Source organism: Devosia nitrariae, from assembly GCF_030160115.1.
GTDB lineage: Bacteria > Pseudomonadota > Alphaproteobacteria > Rhizobiales > Devosiaceae > Devosia > Devosia nitrariae.
Genome location: NZ_BSNS01000024.1, coordinates 367,161 through 387,091, shown reverse-complemented (window position 1 = coordinate 387,091; position 19,931 = coordinate 367,161). Strand labels below are relative to the sequence as shown.

At 62.5% G+C, this 19,931-nt stretch carries 16 protein-coding genes and 1 tRNA gene; 3 read left to right on the top strand and 14 right to left on the bottom strand.

Features of this window, described 5'->3' with window-relative positions; translation table 11 throughout:
• Positions 1 to 94: 94 nt before the first annotated feature.
• From QQK18_RS24895 to QQK18_RS24855, 9 genes are all read right to left on the bottom strand, one after another.
• A complete protein-coding gene (locus QQK18_RS24895) occupies positions 95 to 1,291 on the bottom strand; it encodes a TCR/Tet family MFS transporter (RefSeq protein ID WP_284343092.1) in 1,197 nt (398 codons plus the stop codon).
• Between the two features lie 267 nt (positions 1,292 to 1,558).
• Positions 1,559 to 3,988, bottom strand: coding sequence for an endopeptidase La (gene lon, locus QQK18_RS24890; RefSeq protein ID WP_284343091.1), 2,430 nt, complete (start codon positions 3,986 to 3,988; stop codon positions 1,559 to 1,561).
• Positions 3,989 to 4,159: 171 nt separating this feature from the next.
• A complete protein-coding gene (locus QQK18_RS24885; protein ID WP_284343090.1) occupies positions 4,160 to 5,152 on the bottom strand; it encodes a small ribosomal subunit Rsm22 family protein in 993 nt (330 codons plus the stop codon).
• 186 nt (positions 5,153 to 5,338) lie between these two features.
• Positions 5,339 to 6,616: an ATP-dependent Clp protease ATP-binding subunit ClpX gene (clpX, locus tag QQK18_RS24880; protein ID WP_284343089.1), complete on the bottom strand. Its 1,278-nt coding sequence runs from the start codon at positions 6,614 to 6,616 to the stop codon at positions 5,339 to 5,341.
• A gap of 172 nt (positions 6,617 to 6,788) precedes the next feature.
• The gene (locus tag QQK18_RS24875) at positions 6,789 to 7,415 is read right to left on the bottom strand and encodes an ATP-dependent Clp protease proteolytic subunit (RefSeq protein WP_284343088.1); all 627 of its coding nucleotides are present in this window, start codon (positions 7,413 to 7,415) and stop codon (positions 6,789 to 6,791) included.
• A gap of 248 nt (positions 7,416 to 7,663) precedes the next feature.
• Positions 7,664 to 7,894, bottom strand: a complete 231-nt coding sequence (locus QQK18_RS24870) for a hypothetical protein (protein WP_284343087.1) — start codon at positions 7,892 to 7,894, stop codon at positions 7,664 to 7,666.
• A gap of 80 nt (positions 7,895 to 7,974) precedes the next feature.
• Positions 7,975 to 9,447 (bottom strand): NAD(P)H-hydrate dehydratase, encoded by a 1,473-nt coding sequence (locus QQK18_RS24865; RefSeq protein WP_284343086.1) that lies wholly within the window; start codon positions 9,445 to 9,447, stop codon positions 7,975 to 7,977.
• A 133-nt stretch (positions 9,448 to 9,580) separates the two neighbouring features.
• On the bottom strand, positions 9,581 to 10,975 hold the full coding sequence (tig, locus tag QQK18_RS24860; protein ID WP_284343085.1) for a trigger factor: 1,395 nt from the start codon (positions 10,973 to 10,975) through the stop codon (positions 9,581 to 9,583).
• Between the two features lie 50 nt (positions 10,976 to 11,025).
• Positions 11,026 to 11,110, bottom strand: a tRNA-Leu gene (locus QQK18_RS24855).
• Positions 11,111 to 11,449: 339 nt separating this feature from the next.
• On the opposite strand from QQK18_RS24855, the gene QQK18_RS24850 reads away from it, so the two are divergent.
• Together QQK18_RS24850 and glnA are read left to right on the top strand one after the other, a co-directional pair.
• Positions 11,450 to 11,788 carry a P-II family nitrogen regulator gene (locus QQK18_RS24850; RefSeq protein WP_046110169.1) on the top strand — a complete coding sequence of 113 codons (339 nt, stop codon included), beginning with the start codon at positions 11,450 to 11,452 and terminating at the stop codon, positions 11,786 to 11,788.
• Between the two features lie 76 nt (positions 11,789 to 11,864).
• The gene (glnA, locus tag QQK18_RS24845; RefSeq protein ID WP_284343084.1) at positions 11,865 to 13,274 is read left to right on the top strand and encodes a type I glutamate--ammonia ligase; all 1,410 of its coding nucleotides are present in this window, start codon (positions 11,865 to 11,867) and stop codon (positions 13,272 to 13,274) included.
• A 54-nt stretch (positions 13,275 to 13,328) separates the two neighbouring features.
• On the opposite strand, the gene QQK18_RS24840 is transcribed toward glnA, so the two are convergent.
• The 5 genes from QQK18_RS24840 to QQK18_RS24820 all read right to left on the bottom strand — a co-directional run bounded on the left by QQK18_RS24840 (position 13,329) and on the right by QQK18_RS24820 (position 17,434).
• On the bottom strand, positions 13,329 to 13,913 hold the full coding sequence (locus QQK18_RS24840) for a dihydrofolate reductase family protein (protein WP_284343083.1): 585 nt from the start codon (positions 13,911 to 13,913) through the stop codon (positions 13,329 to 13,331).
• A 142-nt stretch (positions 13,914 to 14,055) separates the two neighbouring features.
• Positions 14,056 to 14,538 carry a PilZ domain-containing protein gene (locus QQK18_RS24835; RefSeq protein ID WP_284343082.1) on the bottom strand — a complete coding sequence of 161 codons (483 nt, stop codon included), beginning with the start codon at positions 14,536 to 14,538 and terminating at the stop codon, positions 14,056 to 14,058.
• Positions 14,495 to 14,890 (bottom strand): hypothetical protein, encoded by a 396-nt coding sequence (locus QQK18_RS24830; RefSeq protein WP_284343081.1) that lies wholly within the window; start codon positions 14,888 to 14,890, stop codon positions 14,495 to 14,497. Before QQK18_RS24830 ends, QQK18_RS24835 begins: the two co-directional genes overlap by 44 nt.
• A gap of 76 nt (positions 14,891 to 14,966) precedes the next feature.
• Positions 14,967 to 16,490 (bottom strand): ABC-F family ATP-binding cassette domain-containing protein, encoded by a 1,524-nt coding sequence (locus tag QQK18_RS24825; protein WP_284343080.1) that lies wholly within the window; start codon positions 16,488 to 16,490, stop codon positions 14,967 to 14,969.
• A 608-nt stretch (positions 16,491 to 17,098) separates the two neighbouring features.
• Positions 17,099 to 17,434, bottom strand: coding sequence for a hypothetical protein (locus QQK18_RS24820; protein ID WP_284343079.1), 336 nt, complete (start codon positions 17,432 to 17,434; stop codon positions 17,099 to 17,101).
• Positions 17,435 to 17,816: 382 nt separating this feature from the next.
• On the opposite strand from QQK18_RS24820, the gene parE reads away from it, so the two are divergent.
• Complete coding sequence (gene parE / locus QQK18_RS24815) at positions 17,817 to 19,838, top strand: DNA topoisomerase IV subunit B (protein WP_284343078.1); 2,022 nt, start codon at positions 17,817 to 17,819, stop codon at positions 19,836 to 19,838.
• The last annotated feature ends 93 nt before the right edge of the window (positions 19,839 to 19,931 follow it).

The window sequence follows — 19,931 nt, the reverse complement described above, 5'->3', positions numbered from 1 at the left end:
GGAAAGTTGTTAATGAACGGCAAAATCCGATCCCGCAAGGCCGAATCGGCGTCTTTCCCGGTTTTCCGGGCATTTCCTGCCGCGGGCGTAAAAACTACTCGGCAGCCGCCGCGGCAACCGACCGGGTACGGATTCCGAGCATCAGCGGCAACGCGAGCAGATAGAGTCCCGCCCCAACGATCCAGATCAACCCCGGCCAGCCGTCGCCGATGGTCGAATAGGCGAGGCTGAAGAACACCGGGCCGAAGATTGCCGAAAGGCTGACGAGGCTGGCGAGCACACCCTGAAGCTGACCTTGCTTGTCGCTGCCGACCTGCCGGGTGGCGAGCGATTGAAGCGCGGGTATGCCGATGCCGCCAAGCGCGAACAGCGGCATCACCGCAAAGACGACCCAACCCTGTCCGGCAAAAGCCAGAATGACCAGCGCCGCTATTTCACAGCCCAGGCCGGTCACCAGCGCCCAGCGTTCGCCCAGCCGCGCCACTGCTGGACCCGTAAGGAACGCCTGGGCGCCCGCATGGCAGACACCATAGGCGCCAAGCGACAAACCGATCATCATGCCGGTCCATTGGAAGCTGTCTTCTCCGAAGATTGCCCAGACGGTGCCGTACATGGTGCCGACGAAGTTCATGATGACGAAGATCGCCATCAGCGGAATGAGTGCCGCAAAAGTCAGTGCCCATCTGAGCGGCTTGAAGGGATTGAGGGCATCGAGATCGAATCTCGCGCCCGGCTGACCCGGTCGTGATTCCGGCAGCACGAAGAGGGCCAGCGCGAAGTTGAGGGCATTGAGGCACGCCGCCGCAATGAACGGCGCGCGCACCCAGATGTCGCCGAGCACACCCCCGAGAACCGGACCGATGATGAAGCCGATGCCGAACATGGCGTGGAAGAGGCCGAAGCGCCGGGCGCGTTCCTCCTCGCTCGAGATGTCGGTGATATATGCGGTGGCAACGGCCATGTTGGCGCTGGTGACGCCGGCGATGGCGCGCCCGAGCACCAGGAGCCAGAGATCGGGTGCAAGCGCCATGATAAGATAGTCTATTGCCGCACCCGCCAGTGATACGAGCAGTACGGGACGCCGTCCGAATCGATCGCTGAGGACCCCGAGCACGGGCGAGAACAGGAACTGGCACGCCGAATAGAGCGCCAGCATCACCCCAAGCATCGTCGCCGTCTCGGTGATGTGCCCGACTTCGCGCAGCAGCGCGGGCAAGATCGGAAAGATGAGACCGATGCCGATGGCATCGAGCGTCACGGCGGTCAGGATGACGAGGAGCGGCTTGTGCACCGGTGAACTCCGTTATGCGGGGCCGCCATGGCCTTGGACAGGCACATCGATGTAGCTGCTTCACGCGCGCGTTACAAGTAGACGTACCTGCTTTGTTCCCGACAACCACGACCACGGTCTGGCTGCCCTTATGACGGCGGCAACCGACAGATTTCGACAGGAGCGCTGGGAAACGTAACGTAAGGAGCCACACCCCACCCACATACTTGTCCAAACGAAAAACGGCGCCCGAGGGCGCCGTTCCGTTGGTTCGCAGGAAAAGTGACGTCAGTGCGGCAGTCCGGCGGTTGCCTCGTCGGTCGGCTCGATGCTGGACGAGACCGCGGGCTTCTCATCGAAGTTCCACTCGATCGCCTCGGGTTGGTGAACCAGCGCGTGCTTGACCACCTCGTCCATGCGGCTGACAGGAACGATTTCCATGCCTTCCTTGACGATGTCCGGAATCTCGGCGAGATCGCGCACGTTCTCTTCCGGGATCAGCACCGTCTTGATGCCGCCACGCAGCGCGGCCAGGAGCTTCTCCTTGAGGCCGCCGATCGGCAGCACCCTGCCCCGCAGCGTGATCTCGCCAGTCATGGCGACATCATTGCGCACCGGTATGCCCGTCATCACCGAGATGATGGCCGTGGCCATGGCGATGCCCGCCGACGGACCGTCCTTGGGCGTTGCGCCTTCCGGCACGTGGACGTGGATGTCGCGCGTGTCGAACATGGGCGGCTTGATACCGAAATCAATCGAGCGCGAGCGCACATAGGCCATCGCGGCGGTGATCGATTCCTTCATCACTTCCTTGAGGTTGCCAGTGACGCCCATACGGCCCTTGCCCGGCGTCATCACCCCCTCGATAGTCAGGAGCTCGCCGCCCACCGACGTCCAGGCAAGGCCCGTGACCAGCCCGACCTGAGCTTCTGCCTCGATCTCGCCGTGCTTGAATACCGCCGGTCCGAGATACTTGGCCAACCGCTCCTCATCGATCTCGATCTTGTCGACCTTGGTCCTCATGATCTCGGCGACGGCCTTGCGCATGAGCTTGGAGACCTCGCGCTTGAGATTCCGCACCCCCGCCTCGCGGGTATATTGCTGGATCACCTTGGTCAGCATCTCGTTGGAGAGCACGAACTCCTTGGCGCTGAGCCCATTCTCGGCAAGCGTCTCGGGGATCAGGTGATGCAGCGCGATCTCGCGCTTTTCCTCTTCGGTGTAGCCGGAAAGGCGGATGATCTCCATCCGGTCCATCAGCGGGCCGGGGATGTTCAGCGTATTCGAGGTCGTCACGAACATCACGTCCGACAGGTCGTAGTCGACCTCGAGATAGTGATCGTTGAACGTGTGGTTCTGCTCGGGATCGAGCACCTCGAGAAGCGCCGAACTCGGGTCGCCCCGGAAGTCCTGGCCCATCTTGTCGATCTCGTCGAGGAGGAACAGCGGGTTGGATTTGCCGGCCTTCTTCAGGGACTGGATCACCTTGCCGGGCATTGAGCCGATGTAGGTGCGCCGGTGACCGCGGATCTCGGCCTCGTCGCGCACGCCACCCAGGGCCATGCGCACGAACTCGCGACCCGTGGCCTTGGCGAGCGACTTGCCAAGCGAGGTCTTGCCGACGCCCGGAGGGCCCACAAGGCAGAGGATCGGACCCTTGAGCTTGCCGGTGCGGGACTGCACCGCCAGGTACTCGAGAATGCGTTCCTTGACCTTTTCGAGACCATAATGGTCGGCGTTGAGCACCGTCTCGGCATGCTCGAGGTCGCGCTTGATCTTGGACTTCTTGCCCCAGGGCAGGCTGAGAAGCGTGTCGAGATAATTTCGCACGACCGTCGCTTCAGCCGACATCGGGCTCATGGCGCGCAGCTTCTTCAACTCGCCTTCGGCCTTCTGCCGGGCTTCCTTGGAGAGCTTGGTCTTCTTGATGCGCTCTTCGAGCTCGGCGACCTCGTTGGAGCCTTCCTCGCCATCGCCCAGCTCACGCTGGATGGCCTTCATCTGCTCGTTGAGGTAGTACTCGCGCTGCGTTTTCTCCATCTGCCGCTTCACGCGCGAACGGATGCGCTTTTCGACCTGCAGCACGCCGATCTCGCCTTCCATCAGGCCTAGAATCTTGGTGAAGCGGTCGGCAAGCGACACGGTCGAGAGGAGATCTTCCTTCTCGCTGATTTTGACCACCAGGTGGCTCGCGATGGTATCGGCGAGCTTGCTGTGGCTGTCGATCTGCTGGACCGCGGCGACGACCTCCGCCGAGATCTTCTTGTTGAGCTTGACGTAGTTTTCGAACTCGGTCTGGGCTGAGCGCGCCAGCGCCTCGATCTCGACGGGATCGTGCTCGGGCTCGACGAGGACAGTCGCCTCGGCCTCGAAATATTCGTCCGTCTGCAGGTAGCGGTCGATGGTCGCACGGTTGAGGCCTTCGACCAGAACCTTCACCGTCCCGTCCGGAAGCTTGAGGAGTTGCAGAACCGTGGCAATGGTGCCGGTCGAATAAATGTCATTGGGCGCCGGATCGTCGTCCTGCGCATTTTTCTGGGTGACCACGAGAATGTGCTTGTCATCGCGCATGACTTCTTCAAGCGCCTTGACCGATTTCTCGCGTCCAACAAACAGCGGCACGATCATGCCGGGGAACACGACGATGTCGCGCAACGGTAGGACCGGGTAGACCCGATCCCGGCTGATTTCTCCGCCGGTCAGATTGGTTTCCGACATCTCTTATCCTTTCCGGGCGCCAGGGAGGAAACTAGGGGCGCGCCCGTTAGAGAGGGCCAAACATAAAGACGAGGCCCGATTCCGGTTAATAAATAGGTTCGCCTATGAGCCAGGCAAGTCAACTCCCGTAGGAATTTCGTGAACAGTGCGGTTAACAGCCATGCGTCTGGCTCACGCTCCGGGCTCTGCCGTCCTATCTCCCCATTCGAGTTTGCGAGCTCTTTTGAACTGCTCCTTGTCGCGCTTGAGCACCTGCCGGTCGACGAGTCCGCCTTGGGTGCAAAGCTGCATATCCATTGAGAATTTGGTCGCCGCCGGCCGCTTGATCACGCGGCTCCAGCCGCCACGTACCGTAAGGTGCGGACGCACGGCAACGAGGTAGCTGAACTTCTCGTCCTCGTAGCCAAGGCGCGCGCCCTTGAGCGCCTGGTGATCACGGCTGCGCGCCAGGCGCACGGCGAAATGGCACCAGTCCGGGTCCACCAGCGGGCAAGATTCGTCATGAGGACAGGGCGCCGCGATTCGTGCCCCGGCCCGGACCAGCGCTTCACGTGCCCGCATCAGCCGCCGATAATCGTGCGGCCGCCCCGGCTCGACGATGACGAGGACGCCCTCGGTCCGGTTCCACAATCGAAGGACCGTCGGCTCGACCGCATCGTCGGGAAGTTCGGTAAGCGCATAGGCGAGTGTCACCAGATCATGGCTCCCGGCGTGCCACTCGGCCGCTGTCACGTCTCCCCGCAGGATGCCCGCCTCCCGCAATGCCGGTTGGCTGCTCGAGGCCGCCAGCGACCGGGCCAGCGAGAGGAATCGGTCGTTATGGTCGAGCATGGTCACCTGCGCCATGTCCGTCCAGAGTGCGCAGGCCGCCCAGCTCGCCGTACCAGGCCCCGATCCGGCATCGAGCAGGGTCCTGGGCGAAAAGCCGTCCACAAGCGCGTCCACCTGCCAGAGCGCATAGGAGACGGCCGCATAGGTTGCCGGCATGCGGCTGAGCGCATAGGCGAGCGTATCTTCCTCCGCCGCCACGTGCCAGGTCGACGGAGCGCGATCGCGATACTGTTCCGAGATGTGCCCCGCCCGGGCGGCGAGCGTCCGCCGCGAGCGGCCCGTGGCGAGCTCGCGCAGCGCCAACGTCAACTCTTCGGGAAACGCATCGGCCAATCTGCCGCTCCTTGGAGAGCGACGCGATTTGATGGAATCAAATGGCGTGCTCTAGCTTTTTGTCGTCGCGATTTTTCCCATCTCGGATCGAGTCCGGGACAGGCTTTTTTCGCAACCCGCTCTAGAAAACGAAGCCGGAGGGCGCATGGCGCCCTCCGGCCAATCCGATCCGGAAATCGCCTTCGATCAGGCGCCGGCCTGGATGTCTTCCTTCTTGCGCTCGGCGTAGATGTAGAGCGGCCGCGCGTCCTTGCCGTTCACCACCTCTTCCGAGATCACCACTTCTTCGACGCCCTCGAGCGAAGGCAGGTCGTACATGGTGTCGAGCAGGATGGCTTCCATGATCGAGCGCAGCCCGCGCGCGCCGGTCTTGCGCTCGATGGCCTTCTGGGCGATGGCCTTCAAGGCATCCTCGTGGAACGTCAGCTCCACGTCCTCCATCTGGAAGAGTCGCTGGTACTGGCGCACCAGCGCGTTCTTGGGCTGGGTGAGGATTTCAATGAGCGCGCCGATGTCGAGATCCTCGAGCGTCGCCAGCACCGGCAAGCGACCGATGAACTCGGGTATGAGACCGAACCTGACGAGGTCTTCGGGCGCGACGTCGGCAAGGACTTCGCCGACCCGCCGGTCCTGCGGATCCTTGACCACGGCCGAGAAACCAATCGAGGACCCCTCGCCACGCGCCGCGATGATCTTCTCGAGCCCCGCAAAGGCGCCGCCGCAGATGAAGAGGATGTTGGTCGTATCGACCTGCAGGAACTCCTGCTGCGGATGCTTGCGCCCGCCCTGCGGCGGCACGGAGGCGACGGTGCCTTCCATGATCTTGAGAAGTGCCTGCTGTACACCCTCCCCCGAGACGTCCCGGGTGATCGAGGGGTTGTCCGATTTGCGCGAGATCTTGTCGACCTCATCGATATAGACGATGCCGCGCTGCGCCTTCTCGACATTGTAGTCCGCCGACTGCAGGAGCTTCAGGATGATGTTCTCGACATCCTCGCCCACATAGCCCGCCTCGGTCAGCGTCGTCGCGTCCGCCATTGTAAACGGAACGTCAAGAATGCGTGCAAGGGTTTGCGCCAGCAGCGTCTTGCCCGAGCCGGTGGGCCCGATCAGCAGGATGTTGGACTTGGAAAGCTCGACGTCCTGGTTCTTGGCCGCATGATGCAGGCGCTTGTAGTGATTGTGGACCGCCACGGAGAGCACGCGCTTGGCGCGGCCCTGGCCGATGACGTAATCGTCGAGTACCTTGCAGATATCTGAAGGGGTCGGCACGCCATCGGAGGACTTGACCATCGAGGTCTTGTTCTCTTCGCGGATGATGTCCATGCACAGCTCGACGCATTCATCGCAGATGAACACCGTCGGACCGGCGATCAGCTTGCGAACCTCATGCTGTGATTTGCCGCAGAACGAGCAATACAGCGTATTCTTGGAGGACTCGCCGTTCGTTGTCTCTTTGGACATCCTGTTACTCCCGGAGGCGGGGCGCCTCCAAAATCGGACGTTGACGTATAGGCTAACGCCCGAGGCCTAAAGAAAGTCTAAGCCGAACCGACCTTAGCGGTCGATCCGGCTGGGTGCAATTACACCATTGTCACAGTCGCACAGCGCTGTGGATTGCGGGAAACCATCACTCTCAGCTGGCTTCCGGAACCGCCCGCTTCTCATAGACGCTATCGATAAGCCCAAAAGTCTTGGCTTCGTCCGGGCTCATGAATCGGTCGCGCTCGAGGGCCGTCTCGATCTCGTCATAGGTGCGACCGGTGTGCTTCTCGTAGATTTGATTGAGCCGGCGCTTGAGGCCCTCGACCTCCTTGGCATGGATCAGGATGTCGGTGACCTGTCCCTGATAGCCGCCGGAGGGCTGATGGACCATGATCCGGGCATTGGGAAGCGCGGCACGCATGTCCTTCTCCCCCGCGGTCAGGAGCAGCGAACCCATCGATGCCGCCTGCCCCATGCACATTGTGGCTACCGGCGGACGGATGAACTGCATGGTGTCGTAGACGGAAAGGCCCGCCGTCACCACGCCGCCCGGCGAGTTGATGTACATGGCGATTTCCTTTTTCGGGTTTTCCGACTCAAGGAAAAGCAGCTGTGCCACGATCAGCGAGGCCATGTTGTCCTCGACCACGCCGGTCACGAAAATGATGCGCTCGCGCAAAAGGCGCGAATAGATGTCAAACGCGCGCTCGCCCCTGTTGGACTGCTCGACCACCATGGGAACGAGCGTGTTCATGTAAAGATCGACGGGATCTTTCATATATCTGATGCCCCTTTTGCCTTCCCCGGATCAGCGGGTCGGCCATCTCGGTTTGCGGCACGGCCCTCATCCGGAAGCCGGACATCCAATCCCCGGAGGTCGTGCCTTGGATTCCGATCGGCGCGACTGGCCGACCGCTGACGAAACCGCATCAACACGCGGTAAAGCGACACATAGGCGGCATTGCGGCGCCGTTCAATAGCCGATCGCCGGGCGTGTTCGATCAAGGTTTACCGGCTTTCCTCTGCTCAGGAGGCGAACGACACGACGACGCCCCGCTTTCGGAAATAGGCCTGCATCATCTTGCGGCCCTGCCGGTTGTTCTGCGCCAGGCGGGTCGGCTCGAACACCGCCTCCTTGAGCCCTTCGCGCGCCAGGACGGCTTTGAGCGCTGCGATATGCGCGTCCAGGTCGCGGTTGTCGTCTCTGATGGAGGCGTAGATGTTCTCGAAAGCCTGGTCGAGTGTCAGGTCGGTCAAAGGGCTGCTCCGCGCTGTTGATTGGACAATGCACTAGCCATTTCTGCAGCGATGGCAAGTTTGCCGGTGGCGGGTGTGCGCTAGCTGAGCTCAGCCAGCACTTCCGGCAGCAGACCCGGCAGGTCCTCGCTGACCAATCCCGGCTTACCGAAGCGCGTCGCCGCCTCCCCGTGCACCCAGACAGCAGCACAGGCGGCCTCGAATCCGTCCATGCCCTGCGCCAAAAAGCCCGCGACAATGCCCGCCAGCACGTCCCCGGCCCCGGCCGTTCCGAGATAGGCGGGCGCGTTGCTGTTGATCGCGACCCGCCCGTCCGGATGGGCAACGACCGTATCGTTGCCCTTGAGCAGCAAGATGGCGCCGGCCTTCAGCGCTGCCGACCAGGCGCGGTCCGGCTTGGACCCGTCGACGGCAAAGAGCCGGGTGAATTCACCCTCGTGGGGCGTGAGCACCACCGGCCGCTGCCGCGCCTCGATTGCTGCGAACAGCGTCTGCGGATCGTCCCGGAAACTCGTCAGCGCGTCCGCGTCGAGTACTGCCGCCGCACCCGAGGCGAGAACGGCGAGCGTCCTGGCGCGTGTTTCCTCGCCGACGCCTGTCGCCGGACCGATGACGACGGAGTTGAGCCGGGTGTCTTCGAGGAGATCGGCAAGGGCGGCGGCATCGCCGGCGTCACGCAGCATGATCGAGGTGACATGGGCGGCATGAACCAGCAGACCCTCGCGGGCCCCCGCCAGTGACACCAGACCGGCGCCGGCCCGCAACGCAGCGATGGCCGCGAGCCGCGGCGCTCCCGTGTGGAGGGGACCACCCGAGACCACGATGCAATGGCCCCTGTCGTATTTGTGCGAGCCGAGCGCGGGTTTAGGGATCGACCAGAGATCGGGCCCGTTCTCCCACGTCTGCGGCGCGATTTCGGCGAGGACCGCGTCCGGTATGCCGATGTCGGCCAGCACCAGGTCTCCGCAGCGCTCCCGTCCCGGCAGCAGCAGATGCCCGGGTTTCTTACGAAAGAACGTCACCGTCACCGTCGCCTGAACTGCAACGCCCCTCACCTGCCCTGTGGCCCCGTCGATCCCGCTCGGCACGTCGATGCTGATGACGGGCTTGCCGGCAGCATTGACCGCCGCGATCAGCGTTGCGAGTTCCCCCTCGATCTCTCGGTCGAGTCCGGCCCCCAACAGCGCATCGATAACAAGGTCGGCGTCTTGCAGATCTTCAGCCGGGGCCGGCCGCTCGGCGCGCCCGCCCCAGGCCGCGGCCGCAGTCGCGGCATCGCCTCGCAACGCCTCGCGTTCACCCACGAGCCGTACCTGTACCGGCCAGCCGCGCTCCTTGAGAATGCGGGCGACAACGAACCCGTCGCCGCCATTGTTGCCCGGCCCGCATAGCACCAACACCGAGCGTTGATAGTATCGCTCGATCACCGCTTCTGCCACGGCAAGCCCCGCCGCCTCCATCAGCCTGATCGATGGGACGCCCGACTCTACGGCCAGATGATCCGCCTGCCCCATCTCCTGGGGAGTGAGCAACGCCAGCCTCGATATCTCCATTCAAGCAATCCGCTCTGCTCTCGATCGTCTTCTCTTAGCCGGACCCCGGGCGGGTTCAAGCCGGCCCTTGCCTTACCCGCAAACAAAAAGGGCCGTCCGCTGCCGGACGGCCCCTCGATTCGACCCCGCGATCTTAATGATCGTGGTGGTGATGGTCGTGATCGTGGCCTTCATCCTCGTCGTCGGACTGGATCAGCTTGGCCAGTTCCTCACGGGTCATCTTCTTTTCGGTCTGCTTGGCCTTTTCCGCGATGAAATCGACCACTTTGTTCTCGAACACCGGCGCACGCAGCGAAGCCAACGCCTGCGGGTTCTTGCGGTAGTAGTCGTAGACCTGCTGTTCCTGACCCGGGAAACGCCGCACCTCGGCGATCAGCGCCTGCTGGTGCTCCTCCTCGCTCACGTTGACTTCGTTGACATTGCCGATCTCGGCGACCACGAGCCCGAGACGCACGCGGCGCTCGGCGATCTTCTGATACTGCTCGCGCGCCTCTTCCTCGGTCGTGCCTTCGTCCTCGAAGCTGCGGCCGTGATGCTCGATCTCGTGCTTCACGCGCTCCCAGATCTGATTGAACTCGGCCTCGACGAGCTGGGCCGGCACCTCGAACTTGTGGCCTTCATCGAGAAGATCGAGGATCTGCCGCTTGATGTGCTGGCGGCCCATCGAGACGAGCGCGTTCTCCATCTGCCCCTTGATCGCTTCGCGGAGCTTGTCGAGGTTCTCGAGACCCAGCTTCTGGGCGAACTCGTCGTTGAGCTCGCCGGCACGCGGCGCATCCGCATGCAGGATCGTTACGTCGAACGTCGCCTTCTTTCCGGCGAGATCTGCATTCTGGTAGTCTTTGGGGAACGTGACCTTGACTTCCTTGGTCTCGCCCTTCTTCATCCCGACGAGCTGCTCTTCGAAGCCCGGAATGAATTCGCCCGAGCCGACGACGAGGTGGGCATGGTCGGAAGTGCCGCCCGGGAAGGGTTCGCCATCGATCTTGCCGACGAAGGAGAGGCCGAGATTGTCACCCTCCTCGACCACCGCGTCATCGCCCTTGTCCTCGTAGCCTCGGTTCTGCCGGAAGACGCGCTGAAGCTCTTTCTCGACATCCTCAGGGCTCACCTCGACAACCGGCTTGGTGACCTCGAGACCCTCGAGGTTCATCAGCTTGACGGGCGGCAGCACCTCGTACTCGACCTCGAAGGCGAGGTCCGCCTTGCCGTCGAGCACGTCATTGATCACTGACTGATCGCCCGGCAGGTCGACCTTTGGCTGGGCGGCCGCGCGTTCCTCGCGCTCGTCGAGCGTATTGGAAACCGTCGAGTTGATAGCTTCCTGCATCACCTCGGACATGGCCGAGCGGCCATAGACCTTCTTGAGGTGAGTGGCGGGCACCTTGCCGGGGCGGAACCCCTTGATCGTGACCTTGCCTTTGATCTCGTCGAGCTTAGCATCGAGGCGCGTCACGAGGTCGTTGGCAGGAATGGTCACGCTCAGTTTACGCTTCAAGCCCTCGTTGAGGGTCTCTGTAACCTGCATTCGGTTCAAATCCCGTTTGTTCTCATAATTATCGGGCGGCCGAGCCCTTTTGGTGCGGGTGAGAGGGGTCGAACCTCCACGCCTTGCGGCGCTGGAACCTAAATCCAGTGCGTCTGCCAGTTCCGCCACACCCGCAAGAGTGCCCGTCGGCCGGGTTGGCGAGGGTCTAAACCAAGTTCGAGGGCCAGTCAAAGCATGATTGTGGCAGGTCGTGCACGGGCTGTGAACCCTGCCTTTATGCCCCCTCGCCTAATGATGCGGCAGATGCTCAGCGGCCGACGAAGCAATCCTGCTCACGAATTAAGCCGACTGCATAAAATTTGGACAACGGTATGCGGGCCTTATTCAGCTGAAATGTAAGGTGACAGGTATAAGTATATGGACTGGCGTTAATTTTCCCAAACTGGAACTGCATGGCACAGACCGTGCATGCACCCAATCGGTACCTGCCCAGGAGCCACGCGGAGGAAAGACGTGAAAAAAATCGAGGCGATCGTAAAACCCTTTAAGCTCGACGAGGTCAAGGAGGCGCTGCAGGAGGTCGGCCTGCAGGGCATCACTGTCACCGAAGCCAAAGGTTTCGGCCGCCAGAAAGGCCACACGGAACTCTATCGCGGCGCCGAGTATGTCGTCGATTTCCTGCCTAAGGTGAAAGTCGAGGTTGTGTGCCCCGACGATCTCGCCGAAAAGGCGATCGAGGCCATCCGCAATGCGGCCCAGACCGGGCGCATCGGCGACGGGAAGATCTTTGTCTACCCGATCGAACAGGCCATCCGCATCCGTACCGGCGAGTTTGGCGACGACGCCCTCTAGACCTTTCTCGAGCGTCGGCCGCCCTATTCCGAACCCCAATCCCAACAAGCATTCCGAATTAGACAGGGGAAAACCTATGACCACCGGAAGCGACATCCTTCAGAAGATCAAGGATGAGAACATCAAGTATGTAGACCTGCGCTTCACCGATATGCGCGGCAAGCTGCAGCATGTGACGATGGACCAGTCGGTCATCGAAGCCGAAACGTTCGAGGAAGGCGTGATGTTCGACGGCTCCTCGATCTCCGGCTGGAAGGCGATCAACGAGTCCGACATGGTCCTGATGCCCGATCCGGATTCTGCCTATATCGACCCCTTCTTCAGCGCTGCCACCCTCGCCATCAACTGCGACATCCTCGAGCCCTCGACCTACCAGCCCTACAACCGTGATCCCCGCTCGATCGCCAAGAAGGCTGAAGCGTTCGTGGCATCAAGCGGTATCGGCGATTCTGTCGTCTTCGGCCCTGAGCCCGAGTTCTTCCTCTTCGATGACGTCAAGTACTCGACCTCGACCTACAAGGTCGGCTTCCAGGTCGATTCGACCGAACTGCCGGTCAACTCCGACGCCGACTATGAGGCGGGCAACAGCGGTCACCACATCGGCCTGAAGAAAGGCTACTTCCCAGTTCCCCCGCTCGACAGCGCCCAGGACATCCGCGGCGAAATGCTCGAGGCCATGGGCTCGATGGGCGTGACCGTCGAGAAGCACCACCACGAGGTCGCTTCCGCCCAGCACGAGCTCGGCATCAAGTTCGCCCCGATGATCAAGTCGGCCGACCAGGTGCTGATCTACAAGTACGCCATCCAGCAGGTTGCCAACGCCTACGGCAAGACTGTCACCTTCATGCCCAAGCCCATCTATGGCGACAACGGCTCGGGCATGCACTGCCACCAGTCGATCTGGAAGGACGGCAAGCCGCTGTTTGCCGGCGATCAGTATGCAGGCCTCTCGATGGACTGCCTCTACTACATCGGTGGCGTCATCAAGCACGCCAAGGCAATCAACGCCTTCACCAACCCGGCGACCAATTCCTATAAGCGCCTCGTTCCCGGCTTCGAGGCACCGGTGCTGCTGGCCTATTCAGCCCGCAACCGCTCGGCTTCCTGCCGCATCCCCTTCGGTCAGTCGCCCAAGTCCAAGCGCGTCGAGGTCCGCTTCCCCGACCCGCTGGCCAACCCCTATCTCGGATTCACTGCTCTCCTGATGGCCGGCCTCGATGGCATCATCAACAAGATCCATCCCGGCGATCCGATGGACAAGGACCTCTACGAGTTGCCGGCCGAGGAGCTCAAGAGCATCCCGACCGTCTGCGCCTCACTGCGTGAAGCCCTCTCCAGCCTCGATGCCGACCGCGACTTCCTCAAGGCCGGCGGCGTGATGGACGACGACTTCATCGACGCCTACATCGACCTCAAGATGACCGAGGTCATCAGGTTCGAGCATACACCGCACCCGGTCGAGTACGAGATGTACTACTCGGCCTAAGACCCGAGCATGCGAACGGAAAGGGGCCCGCTCGGGCCCCTTTTTTGTGCCGCGTCAGCGGCGGACCCGGTAGCGCAGGTGAGTTACGCCATCCTCCCCCTCCAGAACCCTGACCCGCTCGAGTTCGCGCTGCGGGAGGCCGAGGTGCTCGAACAGCCGCCTTCCCTCGCCGAAGAGAACCGGAACGACGTGGATCTCGAGTTCGTCGAGCAGTCCTGCGGTGATCGCCCGGTGGGCGATACCGGCGCCGTGAACCAGCACATTCCTGTCGCCGGCAGCCCGCTTGGCTTCCCGCATGGCCAGTTCGAGGTCGCTAACGAAATGCACGTTGGGCCATTCGGCCGCCCAGGCGGGCGCCGGACTGCGGCTGAGGATATAAACGGGCACTCCGTCGTGATGGTCGCCGCCCCAGCCGTTGGCCGGCTCGAACGTCCCGCGCCCGGCCACCACTGCTCCCGTTGACAATCCCTCGTCGTAGATTTGGCGATTGACGCCCCGCAGCCGCGCAACTGCGGCCTCGAAATCGCCGCCCTCCGCGCCTGGGAAAATCCACTCGTGCAGCCGGCCGCCGCCGTCGCCGAGGCCATTGTCACGTGTCTCGTTGGGCCCCGCGATGAAACCATCCAGGGACATCGACATGTACAACACCGTAGAAGACATCGTTTCGCTCCGTAGTGTCCGTTCAGCGTACTGGATGTCTTCACAACGTACGGGCGGCTCCGATTTCGACATCGGGGTCCACCCGCCATCAAACCGGAGCCGCAACCTATCCGTTCGCGTCTCAGGAACGCTCGGGCGCTTGCCGGGATAGTCCGAGAACGGAGGCGGCCAGATGCTTTTCCGCGCGGCTCTTGAGCGTCAGCAGCGCTTCCAGTTGGTCGATATCCTGCAACTCGTTGAACTCGACCGCAAAACCATAGTCGAGATGACGCACCACGCGGCCGGGGACCGCCCCGACGGCCAAAACCGCCATTGCCGGGGGCTTGATATCGGCTGATATGGCAACTCCGGAACGTGACATATCGATGATGAGGCATGGAACGCTGCGTCCGCCCGCCATCACGATCTGTGCGTGTGGGTGCCGCGGGAGAATGCGCTTATGCCGGCGCCGCTCCGACGCCTGGTGCAGGACGTGGTGCTTGAGCCAATCGATACGGCCCGCCAGTATCTGGCGCTCCTCGTCAGTCGAGTGGAACCGAACCACGAAACCGCCCTCGATCTCATAATCGATCTCTCCACGCAGCGGCCAGTCTCCTGCGACCATCCTCGCAGACGTCGATATCGATCGCGAATCCCGAGTTCAGCCTACAGATGATCTTGCCGCGCAATATGCCGAAGGCATCGAAATGCGCGGTCACACCGCTCCCGACGTTGCCCAGAACCGGCGCCACCACCACCGCCATGCGCGCCGATCGAACAAGGGCAGCAAGCAAAGACTTCGACGCTCCCGTTCCAGGAACTATCCTGTCAGGCAGGGCATAGCGTCCTGCCACGGCGCCGATGAAGCGCACGTCATGGTTTTGCGGTGGAGCTGCGCCGTCCGAAAAGGACGGCAAAGGACGTTCTGTCATGGCCCCGGACACGCAGACTAACTTCCTGTCGCGAACTCCATCCATAGGGACTTCCTAAGAGGAAGGTTGCGGGGGTTGTTGCCGCAAAACTACTCGATCGGCGGTTTCATTTACTGTTCTGTCAGGCCTCCACATCTTCGCGCATCTGCCGATAGAAGGTGTCTGGCCAGTCGACCTCCGTGAGCCGCCCCTTGTCGATGAGCATGAACCGAGTAGCCACCGCCTCCACGAACGCCCTGTCGTGCGAAACCAGGATGCCGCTGGCGTCCCTCTCGAGGATTTCTGCCTCCAACTGCTCCTGTCCGGCGATGTCGACATGATTAGTAGGTTCGTCCAACAAGTAGAAGTTGGGCTCGGTGAGGCGGAGCGCCAGAAGCCCGAGCCGAGTTCTCTGGCCATAGGAGAGCTGACCGATCGGGCGGGCCTGCTTCTCGATCGCGAACCCCGCTCCGGCAAGCAGGCCCCGGGCACGCTGATCGGCGACGTCGAAGCGACGGGTGATGAACTGATGCGGAGTTTCATCGTTCGGCAGTTGCGACATGGCTTGGTCGGCGTATCCCATGACCGCCGATGGCGTTACGCGGATGCCGGCAATGTCCTCGCCCGTCATTGCAAGGGCGAGCAGGCGCATCAGTTGTGACTTGCCCGTCCCGTTCCGGCCGAGGACGACGATACGGTCGCCTTTGAAGACATGGATCAGCCCGGTACGAAACAGCGGTCGACCATCGGGCACCGCGACCGCGACATGATCCAGCGTCGCCAACACCCGCGCATGCGTGTCGCGGTTGGCCAGCCGGATGTCTCCCGTGCGATCCTTGTGGAGCGACTTTTGCGCATCCTCGATGGCAGCAGCCCTGGATTTGAGCTGCTTGGCTTTGCTCAGCAACAGGTCGCTGCCGCTGTTGATGCCCACATTGTAGAGGTCTCCGGCATTGCGGCGCAGCCGCTTGGCCTCCTTGAGATCTTTTTCCTGCCGATTGGCATCGGCGGCATCCGCCTCAGCGAGCGCCTGCCGTGCCTGCGAGAACGGCAGGGCAAAGAGGCGCGACACACCCGGGCGCAGAAACAGCGTCCTGTTGGTGGTGGCATCGAGGAAGCGCCGGTCATGGCTGGCAATGACGACGGGGATCGAACGTGCCGCCTGGTTGATCCAGGCCTCGAGCTGCAGGATGCGGGCGAGATCGAGATGATTGGTCGGCTCGTCGAGCAACAGTGCGTCCGGTTGCGTAACCCAGACGCGGGCGATCAGCGCAAGTCGCTGCCAGCCGCCGCTGAGCTCTGCGAGCATGCGTTCGCGAAACTCGCCGGGTGTGGCGAATTCGTCGAGCGCGACGTCGATCCGCCAGGCCTCATCGTGCCGGGCCTCATCCGGCAGCGCGTCCGCCACCGCGTCCCAGAGCCGCATCTGCATCACGCGGGCGGGAACATCCTGCTCGACGTAGCCGATAGTGAGCCCCCGCGAGAGCACGATCTCGCCGCTGCTTGGCGCGGCAAGGCCGGCGACCGCCCTGAGGAGCGTGGTCTTGCCGCCGCCATTGCCGGCAATCAATCCGAGGCGGTCGCCATCGGAAAGCACGAGGTTGATATCTTGGAACAGAGAGTCGCCGGCGACTGCACCGACATGGCGGAGGCTGATCGAGCCCATGGGAATTCTCGCTGGTTGGTCGGCGCCATGCGCCTGGAATGCGTTCCGGCTCGCGACAAAGACGCGCGAACAGCGGGATGCGGACCAGCGATCGAGTAAGACGAAGAGGCGTCAGTTCCCGTGGATTGCCGGCCCTGCTGACATCTGCCGCAGGGCATGGACAGGGCCACGCTGACGGTGGTGACGGAACGTGTCGGTCACAGCGGCCCCTCCTCGGCTAGCGTTGACGACGCGAGTTATAGAACCTGGCGAGCGCCGATGCAACGATCTAGCTGAGATAGAAGACGCCGGCGCAGAGCGCGATCACCATCGGCCGCGACACTGCAAGATGGGCAAGCCGGTACGCAATACTAGTGAATCCGGTTCTTGCCCATGCAGTGGGTCGTGAGGGGGAAAGTTGGGCAGCAAACGACGCAATACCGACAGACCAAGCTTTCCGCATACGGCAACTCCAAACAAAGACCGTATGAGAAAAATCTAGCAGCACGCCCTTAAGAAAGTGCTGAGAGAAAGCAAACGCTTGGTAAAGCAATCGACCGATCTTGGGACGACGCCACTCCGATCCGGGGAAATCCTCCAGCGCCCGGACAGGACCTGTCCGCGCAGGGCTACCGCAGTGCGCGCCGTTCGATAATGGTGTTGTTACAGAAGTCGAACTCAAGCAGGAAGACGTGCCCGCCCTGCGTCGCCCTGACCTGAATTCTCCGGTCGCGCCGCACGTTGAGCGCGATGTCGCCGTAGCCGCGCGCTGCGATTGCCTGGCGTATCTGCCGATCGGTCATGCAGATTCCGAGCTCCGGACCGCGCGGTTCATAGGAATCCTCCCAATTGAACTGCAGCCCGAACGCGCTGAATGGCTGCGCCGCGACTGGTCCGCCGGCGGCCAGGATTGCCATCGCTATCGCTGCGGCCAAACGTTTCGGAAGGTCTCTTGCCTTGGCCATTGTCAATTCCGCCATGGTGCAGCCCCACAATAGGCGCACGCTTCGCCATGCTCAATCGGCGATCACGCTTCGCGCCAACGTGCTCGCGAGGCTTTGACTCTCCCTCTATCTCCTTCAGTTTGAACCGTGACCAAACCCGCTGTTCATCTTCGGTTCACCTTGACGCGGCAATTAGGCTGGGGAAGTCGGCCAAGCGCGCTTACGGCAAAATCCCGGCAACGCTTGGGTTATGCTAGAAAATGGCAAGGTCGATTCGCCCGCTTACCGCATGGCACGCAAACGTGCGGAGCGGTTTCGGACGAATCCGATGCGCAAACATATAGATGGAGCGCTGCAGGTTTCGGTCGTGTTGGAACCCGCGGCGCCCTAAAACGGAAATTCCATGTCGCAAGCAGAAGACCTCTTCGGGGACTCCCCCTCCCCCAGCACCCCGCAGGCGAAGCCGGATCCGGCCAGACCCTCTCGTGCCGCGCAGCCAGGTGCCAGTTCCTATTCGGCCCACGACATCGAGGTGCTCGAGGGCCTGGAGCCCGTGCGTCGGCGGCCGGGCATGTATATCGGAGGCACCGACGCAAATGCGCTCCACCACCTCTTTGCCGAAGTCATCGACAATTCCATGGACGAAGCCATTGCCGGCCACGCTAATCGGATCGAGGTGCACCTCGAAGCGTCCGGGCACGTCACCGTTACCGATAACGGCCGGGGCATGCCTGTCGAGAACCATCCCAAGTTTCCCGGACGCTCGACGCTCGAGATCATCATGACGACGCTGCATGCCGGCGGCAAATTCGACTCCAAGGCCTACGAGACTTCCGGCGGTCTGCACGGCGTCGGCGCATCCGTCGTGAATGCCCTCTCTGACGAACTCGTAGTCGAGATCGCGCGCGACCAGACGCTCTACCGCCAGACCTATTCGCGCGGCAAACCGCTCGGACCCGTCGAAACGGTCGGTCGGGTCAGCAACCGCCGAGGCACGACCGTGCGCTTCCATCCCGATCCCGAGATTTTCGGCGCCCACGCCCACCTCTCGGCCGCGCGCCTCTTCCGCATGACTCGCGCCAAGGCCTACCTTTTCGGCGGCGTCGAGTTACGCTGGAGTTGCGACGAGAGTCTTGCCGGCGAAGAGGTGCCGGCCAAAGCCATCTTCCACTATCCCGGCGGCCTCAAGGACTTCATGGCTGCGCGCATCGACGGCGAAACCCGCATCATCGATGAGATCTTTTCCGGCAGCGCAGGCCGTGCCGGCGGCCATGGCGGCGTCGAGTGGGCCATCGCCTGGACGCTCGGGGACGGCGGAGTTTCCTCCTACTGCAACACGGTGCCCACCCCCGATGGCGGCACCCACGAGACGGGTTTGCGCACCGCGCTCCTCCGCGGCCTCAAGAACTACGCCGAACTGACCAAGAACAAGGGCGCGGCGATCCTGACCGCCGAGGACCTCTTTTCCGGCTGCAGCGCCATGCTCTCGGTCTTCGTGCGCGAGCCTGAATTCGTCGGCCAGACAAAGGACAAGCTCGCTTCCGGCGAGGCCACCCGCATTGTCGACAATGCCTTGCGAGATGCCTTCGACCATTGGCTGGCGGCCTCGCCCAACCAGGCCGGCAAGCTCCTCGACTGGGCCGTCGACCGGGCCGAGGAACGCGTGCGCCGCCGCAAGGAGAAGGAGATCGACCGGGCCAGCGCGACGCGGAAGCTGCGTTTGCCCGGGAAACTCGCCGACTGCACGCAGACCGCCGCCCAGGGTGCCGAGATCTTCATCGTCGAAGGCGATAGCGCCGGCGGCAGCGCCAAGCAGGCGCGCAACCGGGCAACGCAGGCCGTGCTGCCGCTGCGCGGCAAGATCCTGAACGTCGCCGGTGCCAGCCGCGACAAGCTCGCTTCCAACCAACTGATCGCCGACATGGTCCAGGCGCTCGGCTGCGGCACCCGCGACCGCTATCGCGAAGACGACCTGAGATACGACAAGATCATCATCATGACGGATGCCGATGTCGACGGCGCCCATATCGCTTCGCTTCTGATCACCTTCTTCTTCCAGGAGATGCCCAAGCTCATCGATGGCGGCCACCTCTATCTCGCCATGCCGCCGCTCTACCGCCTCTCGCAGGGCCCCAAGACGCTCTATGCCCGTGACGACGCCCATAAGGACGAATTGCTGGCGACCGAGTTCAACGGCAAGGGCAAAGTCGACATCACCCGCTTCAAAGGCCTGGGCGAAATGCCCTACGCGCACCTGCGCGAAACGACCATGTCGCCGGCCACCCGAACCCTGCTTCAGGTTAAGGTCATCGATGACCGCGAGGAAACAAAACTCGCCGTCGATCGCCTGATGGGGACGCGCCCGGAAGCTCGTTTCGACTTCATCCAGGAAAACGCCGAGTTCGTTACCGACCTGGATATTTGAACCGCCAGCGTGCAGTCTTAAGCAAATCCTTGAAATACCGTTGACTTGAAAGGTCCATAGGATATGGTCCGCGCCGCCAGGGGTTTTCGGGCG

What these genes read in the sequence shown, in the direction of transcription:
- tig (WP_284343085.1), bottom strand. Translation starts at nt 10,975, where the DNA reads ATGCAGGTTACAGAGACCCTCAACGAGGGCTTGAAGCGTAAACTGAGC.
- QQK18_RS24820 (WP_284343079.1), bottom strand. Translation starts at nt 17,434, where the DNA reads ATGGCCAAGGCAAGAGACCTTCCGAAACGTTTGGCCGCAGCGATAGCG.
- glnA (WP_284343084.1), top strand. Translation starts at nt 11,865, where the DNA reads ATGACCACCGGAAGCGACATCCTTCAGAAGATCAAGGATGAGAACATC.
- QQK18_RS24865 (WP_284343086.1), bottom strand. Translation starts at nt 9,447, where the DNA reads ATGGAGATATCGAGGCTGGCGTTGCTCACTCCCCAGGAGATGGGGCAG.
- lon (WP_284343091.1), bottom strand. Translation starts at nt 3,988, where the DNA reads ATGTCGGAAACCAATCTGACCGGCGGAGAAATCAGCCGGGATCGGGTC.
- QQK18_RS24830 (WP_284343081.1), bottom strand. Translation starts at nt 14,890, where the DNA reads ATGGATGGAGTTCGCGACAGGAAGTTAGTCTGCGTGTCCGGGGCCATG.
- QQK18_RS24825 (WP_284343080.1), bottom strand. Translation starts at nt 16,490, where the DNA reads ATGGGCTCGATCAGCCTCCGCCATGTCGGTGCAGTCGCCGGCGACTCT.
- parE (WP_284343078.1), top strand. Translation starts at nt 17,817, where the DNA reads ATGTCGCAAGCAGAAGACCTCTTCGGGGACTCCCCCTCCCCCAGCACC.
- QQK18_RS24875 (WP_284343088.1), bottom strand. Translation starts at nt 7,415, where the DNA reads ATGAAAGATCCCGTCGATCTTTACATGAACACGCTCGTTCCCATGGTG.
- QQK18_RS24840 (WP_284343083.1), bottom strand. Translation starts at nt 13,913, where the DNA reads ATGTCGATGTCCCTGGATGGTTTCATCGCGGGGCCCAACGAGACACGT.
- clpX (WP_284343089.1), bottom strand. Translation starts at nt 6,616, where the DNA reads ATGTCCAAAGAGACAACGAACGGCGAGTCCTCCAAGAATACGCTGTAT.
- QQK18_RS24835 (WP_284343082.1), bottom strand. Translation starts at nt 14,538, where the DNA reads ATGGTCGCAGGAGACTGGCCGCTGCGTGGAGAGATCGATTATGAGATC.